General features: G+C 53.0%; 18 protein-coding genes. 17 read left to right on the forward strand and 1 reads right to left on the reverse strand.

The genetic code is table 11. The features are described 5' to 3' along the window. The first annotated feature begins 97 nt into the window (after positions 1-97). The 9 genes from pilM to NF212_RS01080 all read left to right on the forward strand — a co-directional run bounded on the left by pilM (position 98) and on the right by NF212_RS01080 (position 8,806). Complete coding sequence (gene pilM / locus NF212_RS01040; protein WP_434358068.1) at positions 98-1,066, forward strand: type IV pilus biogenesis protein PilM; 969 nt, start codon at positions 98-100, stop codon at positions 1,064-1,066. Then, positions 1,050-1,631, forward strand: a complete 582-nt coding sequence (locus NF212_RS01045; protein ID WP_434358070.1) for a PilN domain-containing protein — start codon at positions 1,050-1,052, stop codon at positions 1,629-1,631. The genes pilM and NF212_RS01045 overlap by 17 nt, the downstream gene beginning before the upstream one ends. Then, a complete protein-coding gene (locus NF212_RS01050; protein WP_434358072.1) occupies positions 1,624-2,208 on the forward strand; it encodes a type 4a pilus biogenesis protein PilO in 585 nt (194 codons plus the stop codon). Before NF212_RS01045 ends, NF212_RS01050 begins: the two co-directional genes overlap by 8 nt. Beyond that, entirely contained in the window at positions 2,205-2,756 is a 552-nt protein-coding gene (locus NF212_RS01055; protein WP_434358074.1) for a pilus assembly protein PilP, read from the forward strand. Before NF212_RS01050 ends, NF212_RS01055 begins: the two co-directional genes overlap by 4 nt. A 4-nt stretch (positions 2,757-2,760) precedes the next feature. Beyond that, positions 2,761-4,524: a type IV pilus secretin PilQ gene (locus NF212_RS01060; protein ID WP_434358076.1), complete on the forward strand. Its 1,764-nt coding sequence runs from the start codon at positions 2,761-2,763 to the stop codon at positions 4,522-4,524. A gap of 210 nt (positions 4,525-4,734) precedes the next feature. Next, positions 4,735-5,253: a shikimate kinase AroK gene (gene aroK, locus NF212_RS01065; RefSeq protein WP_434358078.1), complete on the forward strand. Its 519-nt coding sequence runs from the start codon at positions 4,735-4,737 to the stop codon at positions 5,251-5,253. Positions 5,254-5,276: 23 nt separating this feature from the next. Continuing rightward, positions 5,277-6,353 carry a 3-dehydroquinate synthase gene (gene aroB, locus NF212_RS01070; protein ID WP_434358080.1) on the forward strand — a complete coding sequence of 359 codons (1,077 nt, stop codon included), beginning with the start codon at positions 5,277-5,279 and terminating at the stop codon, positions 6,351-6,353. 10 nt (positions 6,354-6,363) lie between these two features. Then, positions 6,364-7,908, forward strand: a complete 1,545-nt coding sequence (locus NF212_RS01075) for an AAA family ATPase (protein ID WP_434358082.1) — start codon at positions 6,364-6,366, stop codon at positions 7,906-7,908. A 76-nt stretch (positions 7,909-7,984) separates the two neighbouring features. After that, a complete protein-coding gene (locus NF212_RS01080; RefSeq protein WP_434358084.1) occupies positions 7,985-8,806 on the forward strand; it encodes a Dam family site-specific DNA-(adenine-N6)-methyltransferase in 822 nt (273 codons plus the stop codon). A gap of 35 nt (positions 8,807-8,841) precedes the next feature. On the opposite strand, the gene NF212_RS01085 is transcribed toward NF212_RS01080, so the two are convergent. Beyond that, a complete protein-coding gene (locus NF212_RS01085; RefSeq protein ID WP_434358086.1) occupies positions 8,842-9,069 on the reverse strand; it encodes a DUF2970 domain-containing protein in 228 nt (75 codons plus the stop codon). A gap of 162 nt (positions 9,070-9,231) precedes the next feature. Here NF212_RS01085 and rpe point away from each other — a divergent pair, with 162 nt between their 5' ends. The 8 genes from rpe (at position 9,232) to NF212_RS01125 (ending at position 17,361) form a co-directional block, all read left to right on the forward strand. Continuing rightward, positions 9,232-9,906 (forward strand): ribulose-phosphate 3-epimerase, encoded by a 675-nt coding sequence (gene rpe / locus NF212_RS01090; protein WP_434358088.1) that lies wholly within the window; start codon positions 9,232-9,234, stop codon positions 9,904-9,906. A gap of 5 nt (positions 9,907-9,911) precedes the next feature. Continuing rightward, a complete protein-coding gene (locus NF212_RS01095; RefSeq protein ID WP_434360802.1) occupies positions 9,912-10,622 on the forward strand; it encodes a phosphoglycolate phosphatase in 711 nt (236 codons plus the stop codon). 67 nt (positions 10,623-10,689) lie between these two features. Next, complete coding sequence (gene trpS / locus NF212_RS01100) at positions 10,690-11,712, forward strand: tryptophan--tRNA ligase (protein ID WP_434358090.1); 1,023 nt, start codon at positions 10,690-10,692, stop codon at positions 11,710-11,712. Between the two features lie 84 nt (positions 11,713-11,796). Further along, positions 11,797-12,372 (forward strand): aminodeoxychorismate synthase component II, encoded by a 576-nt coding sequence (locus tag NF212_RS01105; RefSeq protein ID WP_434358092.1) that lies wholly within the window; start codon positions 11,797-11,799, stop codon positions 12,370-12,372. A 398-nt stretch (positions 12,373-12,770) separates the two neighbouring features. After that, positions 12,771-13,988 (forward strand): aspartate aminotransferase family protein, encoded by a 1,218-nt coding sequence (locus NF212_RS01110; protein ID WP_434358094.1) that lies wholly within the window; start codon positions 12,771-12,773, stop codon positions 13,986-13,988. Between the two features lie 31 nt (positions 13,989-14,019). Beyond that, positions 14,020-15,036: an arginine N-succinyltransferase gene (gene astA / locus NF212_RS01115; protein WP_434358096.1), complete on the forward strand. Its 1,017-nt coding sequence runs from the start codon at positions 14,020-14,022 to the stop codon at positions 15,034-15,036. A gap of 12 nt (positions 15,037-15,048) precedes the next feature. After that, a complete protein-coding gene (gene astD, locus NF212_RS01120) occupies positions 15,049-16,506 on the forward strand; it encodes a succinylglutamate-semialdehyde dehydrogenase (RefSeq protein ID WP_434358098.1) in 1,458 nt (485 codons plus the stop codon). A 60-nt stretch (positions 16,507-16,566) separates the two neighbouring features. Further along, positions 16,567-17,361, forward strand: coding sequence for a DUF1338 domain-containing protein (locus NF212_RS01125; protein WP_434358100.1), 795 nt, complete (start codon positions 16,567-16,569; stop codon positions 17,359-17,361). Positions 17,362-17,408: the final 47 nt, after the last annotated feature.

Genomic DNA, 17,408 nt, shown 5'->3' on the forward strand with positions numbered 1-17,408 from the left:
CTGAGTAGTATAAAGATAGCTGCGCAAAAAATAACGGGTTTACTGTTGTTTGTTTGCAAAAAAATGAAGTGCATATGGTCAATGGGAGGATAAAAACATGCAAAGCCGGTTGCTGGCGATTGATGTTGGGAGCAGTGCATCAAAAGCCATTGTGGTGTCTGGCAAACAGCTGCACAACGAAGTCAGGGCCCTTGCGTGTGTGCAGCATCCCCCCGGAATGGCAGCCGACTACTTTGACCAAATTTTCAAAAACTTAAAAAGCCAGCTGAAACAGCAGTTGGGGCGTTTTTCACGGTTTCCTGAAACTACCCTGCTAAGCCTCTCCCATGTGGATGTCATCACCAAGCGCGTGGCAGCAGACCCCAACCAGAGCGCTGATGCACTGGAATATTCTATCGGAGCCAGCCTTGCGGGCATGTTATCGGTCCCGGTGGAAAACATTTATTTTGATTTTTGTCGCAGTGATGAAGCAGACGGGCTGGAACAGGCTTTTTTTGATGTCTTTGCCTGCCGCCGGGACAGTGTTGAACCTTGCCTTGAAGCGTTGAAGAAGCATGGTATTGAGCCTTCTGTCATTGAGCTTCAACCTCATGCCCTGATGTGGCTCTGGAAGCATGTGCATGACAACGGGCAGGCTAATTTGCCCGCCATGCTGGTGGATATTGGTGCAGGAAAGACCTGCTGCTGTTTCCATCCGGTCGTTGCGCCGGAATATTACCGCGAGTTCTCCATTAATTTTGCCAGGGCGAGGCAACGGGACATGACGATTGCCGATTCACCGGAGCTTGAGGAGCTGATTTCATGCCTTAGGCGGCAGATAAACCTGCATAACTCCCAATACCCCACAGCGCCTCTCCTTAACCTCTGGCTGACCGGGGGCGGTGCGGGGGGGTTAAACCCAGGTGTATTAAAAAATGCATTGCAAATCGAAGTGGGCTGGCTGGATCCGGCCCATTACCTGGACATCTCCGCTTCAGTGAAGCAGGACTTTTCCAGTGGCCTGAACGAATTTGCAGTCGCTGCAGGACTTGTCATGAGGGGGGCCATCAATGCTTCCGGTCATTAACCTCCTGCCTTGGCGGCAAAAGGAAAAACAACGGCAAAAGAAAAACCTGGCTGTCCAGTTTGGCGTTGGTATTTCAGTTGCGCTGTTGCTGGCTGTGTCAGCAGCCCAGGTGCTGGATTACCAGATTGATTATCAGCAGACACGGAACCACATACTGCAAAGCGAAATTGATGAGCTTAACCGGCAACTGGCCAGGCTCAGGGAGCTCAGGATGAAACAGCGTTCACTGCAGGATCGTATTGGGGTTGTCTCTGATCTGCAGCTTAAGCGCAATGAAACAACCCGGGCGCTCAATTTCCTTGCAACCCATGTTCCGGAAGGGGTTTATTTCAACGATCTTTCCTACCGCGGGGGGACCATTGATATCAACGGTTACGCCGACTCCCATGCCAGGTTGGCAGAGTTGCTGGCAGAGCTGGAGTTGAGCCCGGAAGTCAGCCAGGTGTCAGTACACACCATCGTCGACAGCCCGGAAAAAGGGACTGACCGTAAACAGTTCCGGGTCACTTTCCACCTTGCACCGCATACCACAGCGTCGCTTCAAAAAGAGGTAAGTCATGGATAACTGGCGCGATCTCGATCTTGAAGATCTGGCTTTCTGGCCGACAATCCCGAGGATCACTGTGGTGGTTATAGCGTCATTGCTAACCCTGGTGCTGATGTATTTCCTTGTGATCAGTCCCAAGCTTGAACAGCGTGAATCCCTGATATCAGCGGAGCATACCCTCAAGAGTGAATTTAAGGGCAAGGTGGTTAAAACCGCCACCCTTATCAGTGTTGCCAACCAGGTGGAAATCCTGGATCTCCAGTACCAGACCATGCGTAAGCAGCTCCCCGTTGAAAATGAGCTGGCCGGGCTCCTGGCCGGGATAAACGAGCTTGGGGTCCGCAACGGCCTGGCATTTCGCAGAATTGAGTGGCTGCCGGCGCTAAAACAGGACTGGCTGTATGAGGTGCCGCTGAAAATGGATATTTCCGGGGACTATGCCCATCTGGGGGCCTTTGCTGCAGATCTTGCCCGTATGCCGAGAATTGTCAGCTTGCATGATTTTTCTATCAACAATACGAAGGATAAAGCAGGGTTGTCATTCAACGTATCTGCCAAGACCTACCGGTTTATCGAACGGGAGGATGAAAAATGAAAGTGAGGAAAACATTTTTGTTCCTGTTGGTACCCATGCTGAGTGCCTGTGATTCCAGCACTGCGGATCTGGACAGCTATATCGCCCGTACCAAAGCGTCTGCAACGGTTGTTGCAATGGCAAACCCGACGCTGCCTGCATTTGAAGCTGTGCCATTTTCAATGGACAACGGCCGGGACCCGTTTGCAGCACCACACAGGGAAACCGCTAAGGTCCAGAAGATAACGGATTGCTGGCAACCGGATCTCTCTCGCACAATTGGTGCTTTGGAGGAATATTCTCTTTCAAATCTGAGGTTTAAGGGCGTAATAGGTAACAAATCTTATCGGGCTGCCTTGATTCAAATGCCGGATGGAGAGATACGGAAGGCCAGTTTTGGCGATTATGTTGGGGAAAACCTGGGAAAAATTGACGCTATAGAGCAGCAAGGGATCCGCGTGACAGAATCTCTGCCGGATGGGCTGGGGTGCTGGCAGACACGCAGTGTCCTGCTGGGCTTGAATGGCGTCAAGGGAGATGACGGAAATGGTAGCCAGTATGGGAGTTAACGTGATGGCTCAACTTAAACATTACTGCCACCGGCTGACAGTGGCTGGTGCGGTTTTGGCTTTTGGGCTTGCCCTGCCGGTTTCTGCTTCTGAAACTGCATCCAATACCTCCCCACGGATTGAGGCGGTTGATTTCAGCCGTACAGAAGCCGGGGAAGGGCATCTGGTTATTGACCTAAACAGTCAGCAGGTTGCCGCCAGTATGGAAAGGAGAAAAGAAGGCCTCCTGGTGACCCTCAAAGATACCCGCCTGCCTGAGGACATGCTTTACGTGCTGGATGTCGTGGACTTTGCAACCCCGGTTACCCAGGTTGAATCCTTTATCCGGGAAAAGGATGCCCAGTTCCTTCTGACGGTAAAAGGCCCTTACGGTTACCACTATGACCAGAAGGGCAAGCGGTTTACTGTTGTGATAGGCAAGCAGGCCAAGCAACCGAAAGTCACCAGGGACAGGGGGAAGCCGGTTTCATTCAATTTCCAGGATATTCCGGTCCGGACTGTTTTGCAGATTATTGCGGATCATTCCGGATTTAACCTGGTGGTGTCCGACTCTGTCTCCGGCAACCTCACCATGCGCCTGGACAATGTGCCGTGGAAACAGGCGCTTGATACCATCCTTAAGATAAATGGGCTGGACAAGCGTATTGACGGCAACGTGATTCTTGTTGCCCCGAAAGCCGACCTGGACAGGCGGGAGCAGCAGGAGCTGGAAATCTCCCGCAAAGCCGAAGAGCTGTCTTCCCTGCGCTCAGAGGTCATTACCATCAATTATGCGAAAGCACAGGACATTGCGACCTTGCTGAGTGGTGCTGAAGACGGGATCAGTATGCTGACAGCACGTGGGGCGGTATCTGTGGACTCTCGTACCAACTCCCTGGTTATCCGTGACTTGCAGGAAAACCTCCAGGTGATCAGGGATCTGGTAACGACGTTGGATATCCCGGTCAAACAGGTGGAAATTGAGGCCCGGATAGTAACCGTTGATGACGGCACCCTTGATGAAATCGGCGTGCGTTGGGGTGTGCTCGATTCCAGCTCCATGGGCATTGGTGGTTCTATTGAAAGCAACCTTGCTGGGCAGGGGCTGTATGAAGGGATTGGAAACAGTGGTGGTGGAAGCGAGGGCGGTTCCGGAGGAGAAGGCGGTGACAGTGGTGGCGGCTCTACTACCATTGATGACTTCCTTAACGTTAACCTGGGGGCGACCGATGCCCGAGCATCAAGCATTGCTTTCCAGGTCGCTAAGCTGGGTTCGGATTTCCTGCTGGATATGGAGCTTTCTGCCCTTCAGGCCGAGTCCAAGGCTGAAATTATTTCGTCCCCACGCCTGCTGACCACCAACAAGATGGCAGCCTATATCGAACAGGGTACAGAGTTGCCTTACCTTGAGGCTGCTTCCAGTGGTGCAACATCCATTTCATTCAAAAAAGCCGTGCTGAGCCTTTCCGTTACCCCGCAGATCACCCCGGACAACAAGCTGGTACTGGATCTCCAGGTGACCCAGGACCGTCCGGGCCAAACTGTTAAGGCCGGTGGCGGTGAGGCTGTGGCCATCGATACCCAGCGTATCGGTACCCAGGTACTGGTGGACAATGGGGAAACCGTGGTCCTTGGTGGTATTTACCAACATGAGGTGCGCAAGGGCGTAGACAAAGTGCCACTCCTTGGTGATATCCCAGGACTGGGAGCCCTGTTCCGACGTACTTACGACAAATTAGCCAAGCGCGAATTACTGATTTTTGTCACCCCGAAAATCATTGTCCAGTAACCGCTTTATTCAGAAAAACAGATGCCGCCCCCGTCATGACTTAAATCTAATTGGGTTTGAAAATGACGGGAAGGTTGCCAAGATGCCCTGTTAGCTGAGATAATTTTTGGTCTGATCACGAATTATCTGTGAGGAATGTGGCGCCTCGGGCTTATTGCGAATACAGCCCGCGGGCGGTGTTGTCTTATTAACCGCGCGTAATTTCCTGAAATGGCTGAAAAAAGAAATATCTTTCTGGTTGGCCCAATGGGGGCTGGAAAAAGCACCATTGGCAGACATCTCGCTCAATCACTGCACATGGATTTTTACGATTCTGACACCGTCATCGAAGAACGTACCGGCGCAGATATCGCCTGGGTTTTCGATGTAGAGGGTGAGGAAGGCTTCCGTGTACGTGAAGAAAAAGTCATCGATGAGCTGACTCAAATGCAGGGCATTGTCCTGGCAACCGGTGGAGGTTCAGTAAAAAGTAAAGAAAGCCGCAACCGTCTGTCTGCACGTGGTATCGTTGTATACCTTGAGACGACTATTGAGAAGCAACTGGCACGTACCCAGCGAGACAAGCGCCGTCCTCTTCTGCAAACTGACAGTCCACGTGACGTGTTGGAAGATCTGGCTGGCAAGCGTAACCCACTGTACGAAGAAGTGGCTGACTATGTTGTTCGTACGGACGACCAGAGTGCCAAAGTGGTTGCGAACCAAATCATTGAACTTATTGAAAATCACTAATAATAAACAGGAATGTATTGCCCATGGAACGGATTTCCGTAGAGCTTGGTGAAAGAAGTTACCTGATTTCGATCGGTGCCGGTCTGCTTGAGCAACCGGCACTGTTCGCTGAAGCTGATGGGCGCAAGGTGGTGGTGGTCACCAATGACACCATAGCACCGCTGTACGCGGACACCTTGATGGAAACACTAAAGGCAGCCGGGGGCACCCCATCGCTGCTGAGCTTGCCGGATGGTGAGCAATACAAAACGCTGGAAACCTTCAATACCATCCAGACCTTCCTGCTGGAAGGAAGTTACAGCCGGGATGTGCTTTTGGTTGCACTCGGCGGCGGTGTTATTGGTGATGTTGTTGGTTTTGCAGCTGCCTGTTACCAGCGTGGCGTGGACTTTATTCAGGTTCCTACGACGCTGCTGTCCCAGGTGGATTCCTCCGTTGGTGGCAAGACGGCTATCAACCACCCCCTTGGCAAGAACATGATCGGGGCGTTTTACCAGCCCAAATCGGTTGTGATTGATACCAAGGCGCTTTCTACCCTGCCTCCTAGAGAATTTGCTGCCGGCATGGCAGAAGTTATCAAGTACGGCATTATCGCTGATGGTCCTTTTTTCACTTGGCTGGAAGACAATCTGGCGGCATTGAATGCACTGGATAACCAGGCATTGGTTTATACCATCAAGCGTTGCTGTGAAATCAAAGCGGATGTTGTCGCAAAGGATGAGCGCGAATCCGGCGTCCGTGCCCTGTTAAACCTCGGTCATACCTTTGGTCATGCCATTGAGGCGGAAATGGGTTACGGCAACTGGCTGCACGGCGAAGCAGTAGCGGCAGGCACGGTTCTTGCTGCAGAAACTGCAAGGCGTCAAGGATTGGTCAGTTCGGAAATGGTCACGCAAATTACTGCGCTTCTCGAGGCGGCATCCCTTCCGGTTAAAGCACCGGAAAATATGGGTTATCAAGCCTTTATCAAGCATATGATGCGGGACAAAAAAGTACTTTCCGGCCAGTTACGGTTGGTATTGCCAACCGGCATTGGTTCGGCTGAAGTGGTTTCCGATGTCACTGAGCAAACCCTGACAGAGGTCATCGAAACAAAATAGCTGGTAAAGCATGAGCGGACCCTTACCGTCAATGTCACTGGATCTCGACAGCCAACACCAAATTCTGTCGAGACTGCAGTTTGTCACCCGATTCAGTTCAAACCTGGTTCAGATCACCGGTGAACAGGGCGCTGGCCGTTCATGGCTGGTAGAGCGGTACCTTGAGTCCTGGGCGAAAGATACTTCCCAGGCACTCCTGATTTGTAATGCCCGCCAGGACGATGCCCGCCAGCGAGCCATCATCCTTGGGCAGCTTGTGCACGGCAGTGTCTTCAATGAACAGGACAGCCTGCTCGACAGCCTCCAGCACCTTCTCGGTGACCAGCCCTGCCAACTTCTTATTGCCATTGATGATGCACACTGCCTGTCACCCAATATGGTGGCGGAGCTGTGGGCCCTGGTGCAACATGCAAAAATCGCCCAGGGCTGGCAGGTCAATGTGCTGGCATTCAGCCTCAAAGGCAAACTGGATAAATGCCTGCGCCAGGTATCTTACGGCCAGGGCAGCACCCCTTTGGAAGTGGAAATACCGCATCTTACCGACAGTGAGCGGGAAATGCTTATCGAGCTGATGCTGACGTCCCAGGGACTGGACGCCGGACAGCGTAGAATTTTCCGCATGCGTGCTGCGAATGTGCCATCTTTACCGGGTGCTCTTTTTGGCCTGCAACAACAGGAGGTTCCTGTGTCAAAAGAAAAGCGCGACCGCCGTTTTACTCCCGCCATCCTACTGGCATTACTGCTGATTTTGCTGGGGCTTGGTGGGCTGGGTTGGTACCTGTTAGGCGGATCGCCGGTGGAAAAGGCCGTACCTGTGGTCACTACGCCGGAACCCGGTGCTACAGATGACGACAAAATTCCGTCACTTGAAACAGCGATTGACGAAGGCAAGATCAACACTGATGACGACAAGGTGTTGGCCGGGCAAAACAGTGAAGCCGGGCTGCCTCCGGTTGTTGATGACAGTGCAGCGCTGCCTGAAGATTCGGAATTTGCAGGGCTTACCGTGGGACGACGGGACGATGGCAAACGCCTGGTTGTGCCGGATACCGTGGTGGACGCCATTATGGAAGACCAGTCTGTCGGCGGAGACGGTACCCGCGCGGTAGCTGAGCCCCTGTTGCCTGAGCTTGCCGGGAAGACACAAGTAACCTTGCCGGATCCATTGGCAACAGACAGCAAGCCGTTGCCAAAACCTGCAGCGAATGCCAACAAGGCACCTGCACCTCAGACTGTGGCAACGTCAGACCTTGATATCGCAAACACCGAATTGAGAGATGTACCGGCTGAACGCTATGCACTCCAACTGGCGGCCTTGCGTTCCGAGACCGAGGTAAATACCTTCATCCAGGACAACAGCCTGCAAGGCAAAGTGAAGGTATACCAGACCGTGCGCAGTGGGGAGCCCTGGTTCATGGTTATCTGGGGTGACTATGCTTCTGTGAATGCCGCCCGCCGGGCAGAAATGGATATGCCGCAAAATCTGCAGGCACTGGGTCCATGGGTGAAGAGCTTTGCCCGTATTCACCGTGAAATTGACCGCGTCAATTTGTGATTTATCGCTGAGAGTTGGCGAAAAATAAGGTACAATCCGCCACCTTTCTGGCAGCAGTGGTAGTGAATAAGCGGCAATGAAAAAGCAGCGTGCGTTTTTAAAATGGGCTGGGGGTAAATATTCCCTGGTTGACGCGATTCGCCAGCACCTGCCGGAAGGTGAGGAATTGATTGAGCCTTTTGTCGGGGCTGGGTCAGTTTTTCTCAACACAGATTATTCAAGCTATCGCCTTTCTGATATCAACCAGGATTTGATCAATATGTTCAATATCCTGAAGGATGATGCGTCCCCGTTTATCGTTGATGCTCGTACACTGTTCACTGAGCATCACAACGTAAAGGACAAATACCTGTCTATCCGCAAGGCATTCAATGCATCACACGATGTTTATGAAAGATCGCTGTTTTTCCTCTATATGAACCGCCATGGCTATAACGGCCTGTGCCGCTATAACAAAAAAGGCGGCTACAACGTGCCGTTCGGTTCCTATAAAAAGCCCTACTTCCCTCAGGCGGAACTGGAGTTCTTTTCGGAAAAATCCCAGAAGGCAACCTTTGTCTGCGAGAGCTTTGAGCAGTCTTTCGCCGCAGCAAGGGAGGGGTGTGTGGTGTATTGCGATCCGCCATATGCACCATTGTCTGCGACGGCAAATTTCACCACCTATTCCGCCAACGGCTTTGGCCCGGGTGAGCAGAAAAAACTGGGTGAGCTGGCTGTATACACGGCCCATGACAAAGGGGTGCCGGTACTGATTTCCAACCACGACACGGCACAGACCCGTGACTGGTACCAGGATGCCCGGCTGACCGTGGTAAAGGTAAAGCGTACCATCAGCCGCAATGTTCATGGCCGCAACAAGGTTGATGAACTGCTGGCCCTGTTTTCACCACGTTTCTGACCCTTTTCTGCTACCTGCTTACCGCGTAAACGGATCTACGCGGCACTGTTTCCCGCTATCACCAGATTTACTACCACCACAAGCACCAGAACAAACACCACCACAAAGCCAATTCCCAGTGCGATATACGGTGTTGCTGAGCCAAAAGCAAAGTCGCGCCGGCGGTTTTTGTCGGACTGTACCCCGAACATGGCTGCCAGCACACTGAGAATCATTGTTACCAACCCGGGGCGTTTATCACTGCTCTTTTCGCTTGCGGTCATCCTTGTCTCCGGCGGAATAGGGTCCAGATAACAGCGTAGACCTGACGAAAGCAAAGTGGAATTTATGTGTATCAAAAGAATCACTGTCGGGACAGGTCAAGGCCAATCGGGTAGAATGTCGCCAATTCCCCCTCTAACCGATATACCCATTGAGGCTTAATCATGAAGGATTATTTGATCGCCCCGTCTATTCTCTCTGCAGACTTTGCTCGCCTTGGTGAAGATGTTGAGAAGGTTCTTGCAGCCGGTGCCGATGTGGTTCACTTCGATGTGATGGACAACCACTATGTCCCGAACCTGACATTTGGTGCACCGATCTGTAAAGCGCTGCGCGATTACGGCATCACGGCTCCCATTGACGTGCATCTAATGGTTAAGCCGGTAGACCGTATTATCCCTGACTTTGCCAAAGCCGGTGCATCAATGATCACCTTCCATGCCGAAGCCAGTGAGCACATCGACCGTTCCCTGCAACTGATCAAGGAATGCGGTTGTAAGGCTGGTCTGGTATTCAACCCGGCAACCCCACTGCACCATCTGGATTACGTGATGGACAAGCTGGATATGATCCTGCTGATGTCCGTCAACCCAGGTTTCGGTGGCCAGTCGTTCATTCCATCTACCCTGGATAAACTGCGCGAAGTTCGCCGCCGCATTGACGAAAGTGGCTACGATATCCGTCTGGAAATCGACGGTGGCGTGAAGGTGGATAACATCCGTGAAATCGCTGAAGCCGGCGCCGATATGTTTGTTGCCGGTTCAGCTATTTTCAGCAAGCCGGATTACAAAGCGGTCATTGACCAGATGCGCGAAGAGCTTTCCCAGGTATCTCGCTGATGGATATGGCAGTAAAAAACAGGTGCCAGTTCGGGGCGGTGAAATACATCGCCTTTGATTTGGATGGAACGCTGATTGACAGCGTACCGGAACTTGCCGTTGCGGTTCAGATGGCGATGACCGACCTTGGCCGAACCCCACCGGCGGCTGAAAAGGTGCGTACCTGGGTCGGCAATGGTGCTGACGTGCTGATTGGCCGTGCGCTGAGTGACAGCATTGAGGTTGACCCTGAGTTGCCAGATGCACTCCGTGCAGAAGCCCGTGCGCGTTTTGACTTTCACTATCATAACAATGGGCATGAAGGGACCAAGGTCTATGATGATGTTATCGAGACTCTGCAAACCCTGAAAGCAAGTGGATACCAGCTCGGGATTATTACCAACAAACCCTCGCAGTTTGTACCGGATATCCTGGCCGAACTTGGTATAGACAGCCTGTTCGATGATGTTTTTGGCGGTGATGCCTTCCCGGTGAAAAAACCTGATCCGATGCCGCTCAACCACCTGCGTGAAAAATATGGCCTGGCACAGGATGAGCTGATGATGGTGGGGGATTCCCGCAACGATATTCTGGCAGCAAAAAATGCCGGAATTGCGTCTGTTGGCCTGACTTACGGCTACAACTACGGTGAATCCATCGCAATTTCCGGCCCTGAGCTGGTTACCGGTCAGTTTGCTGACCTGCTGACGGTTCTCACCGGCGTGAAAACGCGTTAAATTAGCCATCAGCAAATTTTAGAAGTGACAAGTGCCGGAAGTAACCGGCCGAGACAGGAAAAACTAGATGAGCAACCCAACAGCAAAGCCCGTGGTTCTCAGCGGTGTTCAGCCGTCTGGTGAACTGAGTATTGGTAACTACATGGGTGCGCTGCGCCAGTGGCACCAAATGCAGGAAGACTACGAGTGTAACTACTGCATCGTAGATCTTCATGCCATTACTGTCCGCCAGGATGCCGCTGCCCTGCGTGAAGCCACCCTGGATGCACTGTCAGTATGTCTGGCTGTGGGTGTTGATCCGCAAAAGAGCAACCTGTTCATTCAGTCACACGTGCCAGAGCACGCGCAACTGAGCTGGGTGCTGAACTGCTATACCCAGATGGGTGAGCTGAACCGCATGACCCAGTTCAAGGACAAGTCAGCCCGCCACGCTGAAAACATCAACGCAGGCCTGTTTGGCTACCCGGTTCTGATGGCGGCAGATATCCTGCTGTACCAGGCGCACCAGGTACCTGTTGGCAACGACCAGAAGCAGCACCTGGAGCTGGCTCGCGATATCGCGTTCCGTTTCAACAACCTTTACGGTGATGTGTTCACTGTACCGGAACCATACATCCCGCCAGTGGGTGCCCGCGTAATGAGCCTGCAGGATCCGACCAAGAAAATGTCCAAGTCGGATGAAAACCGCGGCAACGTTATCGGTATTCTGGAAGATCCAAAGGCGATCACCAAGAAGATCAAACGCGCTGTGACCGACTCAGACGAGCCGCCACGTGTCCTGTTCAACATCGAAGAGAAGCCGGGCGTTTCCAACCTGCTGGGTATCCTTTCCGGTGTGACCGGCAAGTCCATCGAAGCCCTGGAAGCAGAATACGCAGACAAGATGTACGGCCACCTGAAGAAAGACACCGCAGAAGCAGTGGTTGCCATGCTTGAGCCAATCCAGCAGCGCTTCAAGGAATACCGCGCTGACCAGGCTTACCTGGATCAGGTGATGAAAGTGGGTGCGGAAAAAGCATCAGCCAAGGCGATTGAAACCCTGAAGAACGTATACGAAGCCGTTGGCTTTGTCCGCAACCCTCAGTGGTAATTGGCCTGTAGAAATTGAAAAGGCAGCGGGTTACGCTGCCTTTTTTGTCCCAGGTATTATCCTGAACCAACATAGAGTGATGTCATGTTGCTGATCATCGATAACTATGACTCCTTTACCTACAACCTTTACCAGTACTTTTGTGAGTTGGGTGCTGAGGTAGTGGTAAAGCGTAACGATGAACTGACCATCGCAGATATTGAAGCCATGTCACCGAGCCGCCTGGTCATTTCGCCCGGGCCCTGTACACCGGATGACGCAGGTATTTCCCTTGAAGCTATCCGTCATTTTGCCGGCAAACTGCCGATTCTCGGTGTCTGTTTAGGACACCAGTCAATGGCACAGGTTTTCGGTGGAACTGTGCTCCGTGCCCGCCAGGTAATGCATGGTAAAACCTCGCCGGTTGTCCACACTGGGAAAGGAGTATTTGCCGGTCTCAATAATCCGCTGACGGTCACCCGTTACCATTCCTTGGTTGTGGAGCGTGAATCCCTGCCGGATTGCTTTGAAATCACCGCCTGGACGGAGCGGGATGGGGACTTTGACGAGATTATGGGCCTTCGCCACAAAACGTTGGATCTTGAAGGGGTCCAGTTCCACCCGGAAAGTATTCTTACCGAACAGGGCCATGCACTGCTGGAAAACTTCCTCCGTCGCTGAACATCAAGGCACTGGCTGGGCCGGTGCCAAACCCGATCGTTATCACTTTTTTAAACTTTTCTTTACGTTTTCCAGTGAGAACTGGGTCTGCAAGCTTATTCACGTCCATTACCTGCCTGAAATTTATCCAACAGTAAAAGTTCAAGGCTTCTGTATAAAATGCTCTGCTTTTTTGCTGTCAGATTACGCAATACCACGGTAAACCCTTTTATTTCCTGCCAGGAAAGACACCATTGTCATTCGGTCTATTAATTCTTTTCCTTCCATCGCGCATAACTATGGTATCGCAATGAATAATGGGCGTTAACCGGGCAGCGTGGATAGATTTTCCTGCTATTGCTAAGGTTAAAGCAATGTAAATACTATGCATATGCAGTAAACACCAGAAGGAACGTGCAATGTCAGGGGTACAGAAAGTAGAACGTAAATTATTTGATGATGTCATGGTGCCCTGTTACGCACCGATGCAGATGATCCCTGACAGGGGTAAAGGTGCACGTATCTGGGATCAGGATGATCGCGAGTACATCGACTTTGCCGGTGGCATTGCAGTGAGTTGCCTGGGGCACTGTCACCCTGTGATGGTTGACGCCCTGAAAAACCAGGCTGAGAAGCTCTGGCACCTCAGCAATGTCATGACCAACGCGCCGGCGCTGCGCCTGGCTAAAAAACTGACGGAAGTGAGCTTTGCAGAGAAAGTTTTCTTTGCCAACTCCGGTGCTGAAGCCAACGAAGCTGCCCTGAAACTGGCACGTCGTTGGGCTGCAGATGTCCATGGCCCGGAAAAGAGCGAAATCATCGCTTTCAACCAGGGTTTCCATGGACGTACGTTTTTCACTGTCACAGTGGGGGGCCAGGCTGCCTACTCTGACGGTTTCGGTCCCAAGCCGGGTGATGTCACCCACCTGCCATACAATGATATTGACGCACTGAAAGCCAAAATCTCAGACCGTACCTGTGCGGTGATGATGGAGCCTCTGCAGGGTGAGGGTGGTATCGTTTCCCCGACCCCCGAATTCGTTAAAGCGGTGCGTGAGTTGTGTGACCGGCACAATGCGTTGCTGATTTTTGATGAAGTCCAGACCGGTAACGGCCGTACAGGCCATTTCTATGCTTACCAGGGGCTCGGTGTGACGCCTGATATCCTGAGTACCGCGAAATCACTGGGTGGCGGTATCCCTGTTGGTGCCATGCTGACAACCACTGAACTGGCTCAGCACATGAAGGTGGGTACCCATGGTTCAACCTATGGTGGCAACCCGCTGGCAACTGCAGTTGCAGAAGCAGTTGTCGGCGAAGTCAGCAAGCCGGAAGTGCTGGCTGGTGTTCTGGAGCGCGAAAAGTGGTTCCGTGAATCCCTTGAGGCCCTCAATGCCAAATATGGCCTTTTCCAGGAAATCCGCGGCAAGGGTTTGCTGCTTGGGGCGGTGCTTAACGATGAATGGCAGGGACGGGCACGTGATGTGCTGGTGGCTGCCGGTGAAGAAGGCCTGATGCTGCTGGTGGCCGGTGCCAATGTGGTGCGTATGACACCTTCTCTGGTGATTACCAAAGAAGAAGTTGAAGAAGGTATGGCGCGCCTTGACCGTGCGTTGGCGAAACTGACGGCAGCCTGATGGCTGCCACCCAGGGAGTGAGGGGGGCAATATGCTGGTAATTCGTCCTATCCGGGAAACTGATTTTGATGCACTGATGACCATCGCCGAGGAGTCGGGTGTTGGTTTTACATCTCTTCCTGTCAATGAAGAGTTAATTGCCAAACGTATCGCCCATTCGGTGGAGAGTTTCAATAAACAGGAATCTGGCCCAACAGGGGAAGGTTACCTGATGGTCGCTGAAGATGTGGCGACCGGCGAAGTTGCCGGTACCACTGGCATTGAGTCTGCGATTGGGCTGGATGTCCCTTTTTACAGCTACCATGTCAGCAAGGTGGTGCACCATTCACGCCGCCTGAATGTCCACAACGTGGTGGAAGTGCTGACCTTTGGCAACAACTACACCGGGTGCTCTGAAATCTGCACCCTGTTCCTTCGCCCCCAGTTCCGGGGCGGGCTGAATGGCAAGCTGCTGTCCAAGTGCCGCTTCCTGATGCTGGCGGAATTCCCGGAGCGTTTCTCTGACGTCATCTTTGCTGAAATGCGCGGTGTGTCTGATGAAAACGGGGTTTCGCCTTTCTGGAACTGGCTTAAGGAACACTTCTTTTCTATCGACTTTACCCTGGCAGACTACCTGACGGGCATCGGTGAAAAGGGCTTTATCGCCGATCTGATGCCCAAACTGCCTATTTACACCAGCCTGCTCAGCCCAGAGGCTCGGGAAGTGATCGGCCAGGTACACGAAAAAACCCGTCCGGCGCTGCGCCTTCTGGAAAAAGAAGGGTTCACCTGCCGAAACTATGTCGACATCTTTGATGCGGGCCCGACTGTGGAGTGTGACCGCAGGAATATCGAGTCGGTCCGCCACTCTTTCAATGCGGTTGCTCATGTAAGTGAACACAGCAGTGCCAAAGACTACCTAGTCAGCAATACGCGTTTTGCAGATTTCCGGGCAGTGACCGCCAAAGTGGCCATCGATGAAGAGCGTGGCAAGGCGCTGATCGATCCGGCAGCCGCGCAGGCCCTGATGGTTAAAACCGGCGACACCCTCAGACTGGTCGCTCTCTAAGGAAGGAACACCATGACACATCTTGTTGGAAACCAATGGCTCGCCGGCAGCGGCGATGCCATGGCCTCGCTCAACCCATTTTCCGGTGAAACAGTCTGGAAAGGTAACGCAGCAGACGCTGAACTGGTGGAAAAGGCGGTTGCCGAGGCACGCCGTGCATTCCTGACCTGGCGCAAAACCTCATTCGAGGAACGTCAGGCACTGGCCGAACGTTATGCAGAATTAGTGAAGGATAACGGGGAGCACCTGGCACGGGTAATCGCAGAGGAAACCGGCAAACCGTTGTGGGAAACCCGAACGGAAGCCGGAGCCATGGTCGGGAAAGTGGCGATATCCATCCGAGCCTACCAAGAACGTACCGGTGAGCGAAGCAAGGATGTTGCCGGCAGCCAGGCTGTCCTTCGTCACCGCCCACTTGGTGTACTCGCGGTGTTTGGCCCCTATAACTTTCCGGGCCATCTGCCTAACGGCCACATTGTACCGGCATTGCTGGCAGGGAATACGGTTGTCCTTAAACCGTCTGACCTGACGCCGAAAGTGGCGGAAGAGATGGTGAAGCTCTGGCAGCAGGCCGGCTTGCCTGACGGTGTGCTGAACCTTGTCCAGGGCGGGCGTGAAACCGGTGAGGCACTGGCCCAGTCAAAAGGCATTGATGGCCTGCTGTTTACTGGCAGCGCCAATACCGGGAACCTGCTGCACCGACAGTTCGCCGGGCAACCGGGCAAGATGCTGGCATTGGAAATGGGCGGCAACAACCCGCTGGTGGTTACCGACAATTTTGATGATGTCGAAGCCACTGCCTACACAATTATCCAGTCCGCCTTTATCAGTGCCGGACAGCGTTGCACCTGCGCCCGTCGCCTGTACCTGCCTGAAGGCACCAAAGGTGACGAGTTGCTTGCACGACTGGTTGCCATGACCGCAGGTATAAAGGTGGGCGGGCAGTTTGATGAAGAGCAGCCGTTTATGGGATCGCTGATTTCAAGCCGTGCAGCACAGGGCATACTGGATGCACAGGACTACCTGGTCTCCCTCGGTGCAACCCCGTTGCTGGCATCACGCCGAATCGGTGACGCAGTGATCACACCGGGGATCCTTGAAGTCAGTGCCATTGGGTCCCTGCCGGATGATGAGTACTTCGGGCCGCTGTTGCAGGTAATGCGCTATACCGGGCTGGAAAATGCCGTAGAGCTTGCCAACGACACCCGTTACGGGTTGTCTGCCGGGCTGATTTCGACTGATGACAGCGAATGGCAATATTTCCTCGACCATATCCGGGCTGGCATTGTGAACCGAAACCGCCAGCTGACAGGGGCAAGCAGTGATGCACCATTTGGCGGCCCGGGGGCGTCCGGGAACTTGCGCCCGAGTGCGTACTACGCTGCTGATTACTGTGCTTACCCGATGGCGTCAATGGAAGGTGATGACGTGGTTATGCCTGCAACACCGGCTCCGGGCATTACCCTCTAAACTAAACAATACGCAGTAACCGGGCTGCAATGGATAGCCTGACATTTTAAGGAGACAACCTTGGATTACGTTAACGCTTTGTTTGCCGAACTTTGGCGGGATTATACCCGCCGGCTTTGCCCGTCCGCAGCCAAGGTACATGCCTTGCTACAGGAAGGGCAGCCTTTGCTTAATGACCATATCGCCCTGCGCACCTTCAACCTGCCTAAAGTGGGCCTGGATCGCCTTGCTGCGCCTTTTATTGCGCTGGGGTATGAACCCAAGGGTGAGTATGACTTTGAAGCCAAGAAGCTCTATGCGCAGCATTTTGAGCACCCTAACAGCGAAGCCCCTAAGGTATTTATCAGTGAGCTGCAAATTGGCCGCTGCTCTACCGGGTTACAACAGAAAGTCAGGGCCCTGGTTGACCAGGTGGATGACGATGCACTACGGGGTTCAGACTTCCTCTCAGGCGGGCGCTTGTGGGACCTGGACTTTGCAACCTTCCAGGCATTGGCTGAAGAGAGTGAGTATGCAGGCTGGGTGGCGGCACACGGTTATGGTGCCAACCACTTTACCGTCAGCGTCAACCAACTCAGCTCCTTAGATTCGGTGAAAGGGGTAAATGATGTGCTCCGCAGTGCCGGCTTTGCCATCAATGAATTCGGTGGTGAGGTGAAAGGCAGCCCTGAGGTTCTGCTGGAACAATCCTCTACCATGGCGGACAAGGTACCGGTGATGTTTTCTGACGGGGAACAGACTATCCCTGGCGGGTTTTATGAGTTTGCAAAACGTTACCTGATGGAAGACGGCAACCTGTACCCGGGATTTGTGGCAGCATCAGCGGACAAGATTTTCGAAAGCACCAACCGTTAAGCCGGCTTTTGCTGAAACATGAAATCGCTCGGGCAGTGCCTGGGAGT

The organism is Parasalinivibrio latis (genome assembly GCF_036825535.1).
Lineage (GTDB): Bacteria > Pseudomonadota > Gammaproteobacteria > Enterobacterales > Vibrionaceae > Parasalinivibrio > Parasalinivibrio latis.

Coding starts and splice junctions, on each gene's coding strand:
- NF212_RS01080 (WP_434358084.1), top strand. CDS start 7,985: ATGAAAAAGCAGCGTGCGTTTTTAAAATGGGCTGGGGGTAAATATTCC.
- trpS (WP_434358090.1), top strand. CDS start 10,690: ATGAGCAACCCAACAGCAAAGCCCGTGGTTCTCAGCGGTGTTCAGCCG.
- NF212_RS01075 (WP_434358082.1), top strand. CDS start 6,364: ATGAGCGGACCCTTACCGTCAATGTCACTGGATCTCGACAGCCAACAC.
- NF212_RS01110 (WP_434358094.1), top strand. CDS start 12,771: ATGTCAGGGGTACAGAAAGTAGAACGTAAATTATTTGATGATGTCATG.
- NF212_RS01045 (WP_434358070.1), top strand. CDS start 1,050: ATGCTTCCGGTCATTAACCTCCTGCCTTGGCGGCAAAAGGAAAAACAA.
- aroK (WP_434358078.1), top strand. CDS start 4,735: ATGGCTGAAAAAAGAAATATCTTTCTGGTTGGCCCAATGGGGGCTGGA.
- astD (WP_434358098.1), top strand. CDS start 15,049: ATGACACATCTTGTTGGAAACCAATGGCTCGCCGGCAGCGGCGATGCC.
- NF212_RS01105 (WP_434358092.1), top strand. CDS start 11,797: ATGTTGCTGATCATCGATAACTATGACTCCTTTACCTACAACCTTTAC.
- NF212_RS01055 (WP_434358074.1), top strand. CDS start 2,205: ATGAAAGTGAGGAAAACATTTTTGTTCCTGTTGGTACCCATGCTGAGT.
- rpe (WP_434358088.1), top strand. CDS start 9,232: ATGAAGGATTATTTGATCGCCCCGTCTATTCTCTCTGCAGACTTTGCT.
- NF212_RS01060 (WP_434358076.1), top strand. CDS start 2,761: ATGGCTCAACTTAAACATTACTGCCACCGGCTGACAGTGGCTGGTGCG.
- NF212_RS01085 (WP_434358086.1), bottom strand. CDS start 9,069: ATGACCGCAAGCGAAAAGAGCAGTGATAAACGCCCCGGGTTGGTAACA.
- NF212_RS01050 (WP_434358072.1), top strand. CDS start 1,624: ATGGATAACTGGCGCGATCTCGATCTTGAAGATCTGGCTTTCTGGCCG.
- astA (WP_434358096.1), top strand. CDS start 14,020: ATGCTGGTAATTCGTCCTATCCGGGAAACTGATTTTGATGCACTGATG.
- pilM (WP_434358068.1), top strand. CDS start 98: ATGCAAAGCCGGTTGCTGGCGATTGATGTTGGGAGCAGTGCATCAAAA.
- aroB (WP_434358080.1), top strand. CDS start 5,277: ATGGAACGGATTTCCGTAGAGCTTGGTGAAAGAAGTTACCTGATTTCG.
- NF212_RS01095 (WP_434360802.1), top strand. CDS start 9,912: ATGGCAGTAAAAAACAGGTGCCAGTTCGGGGCGGTGAAATACATCGCC.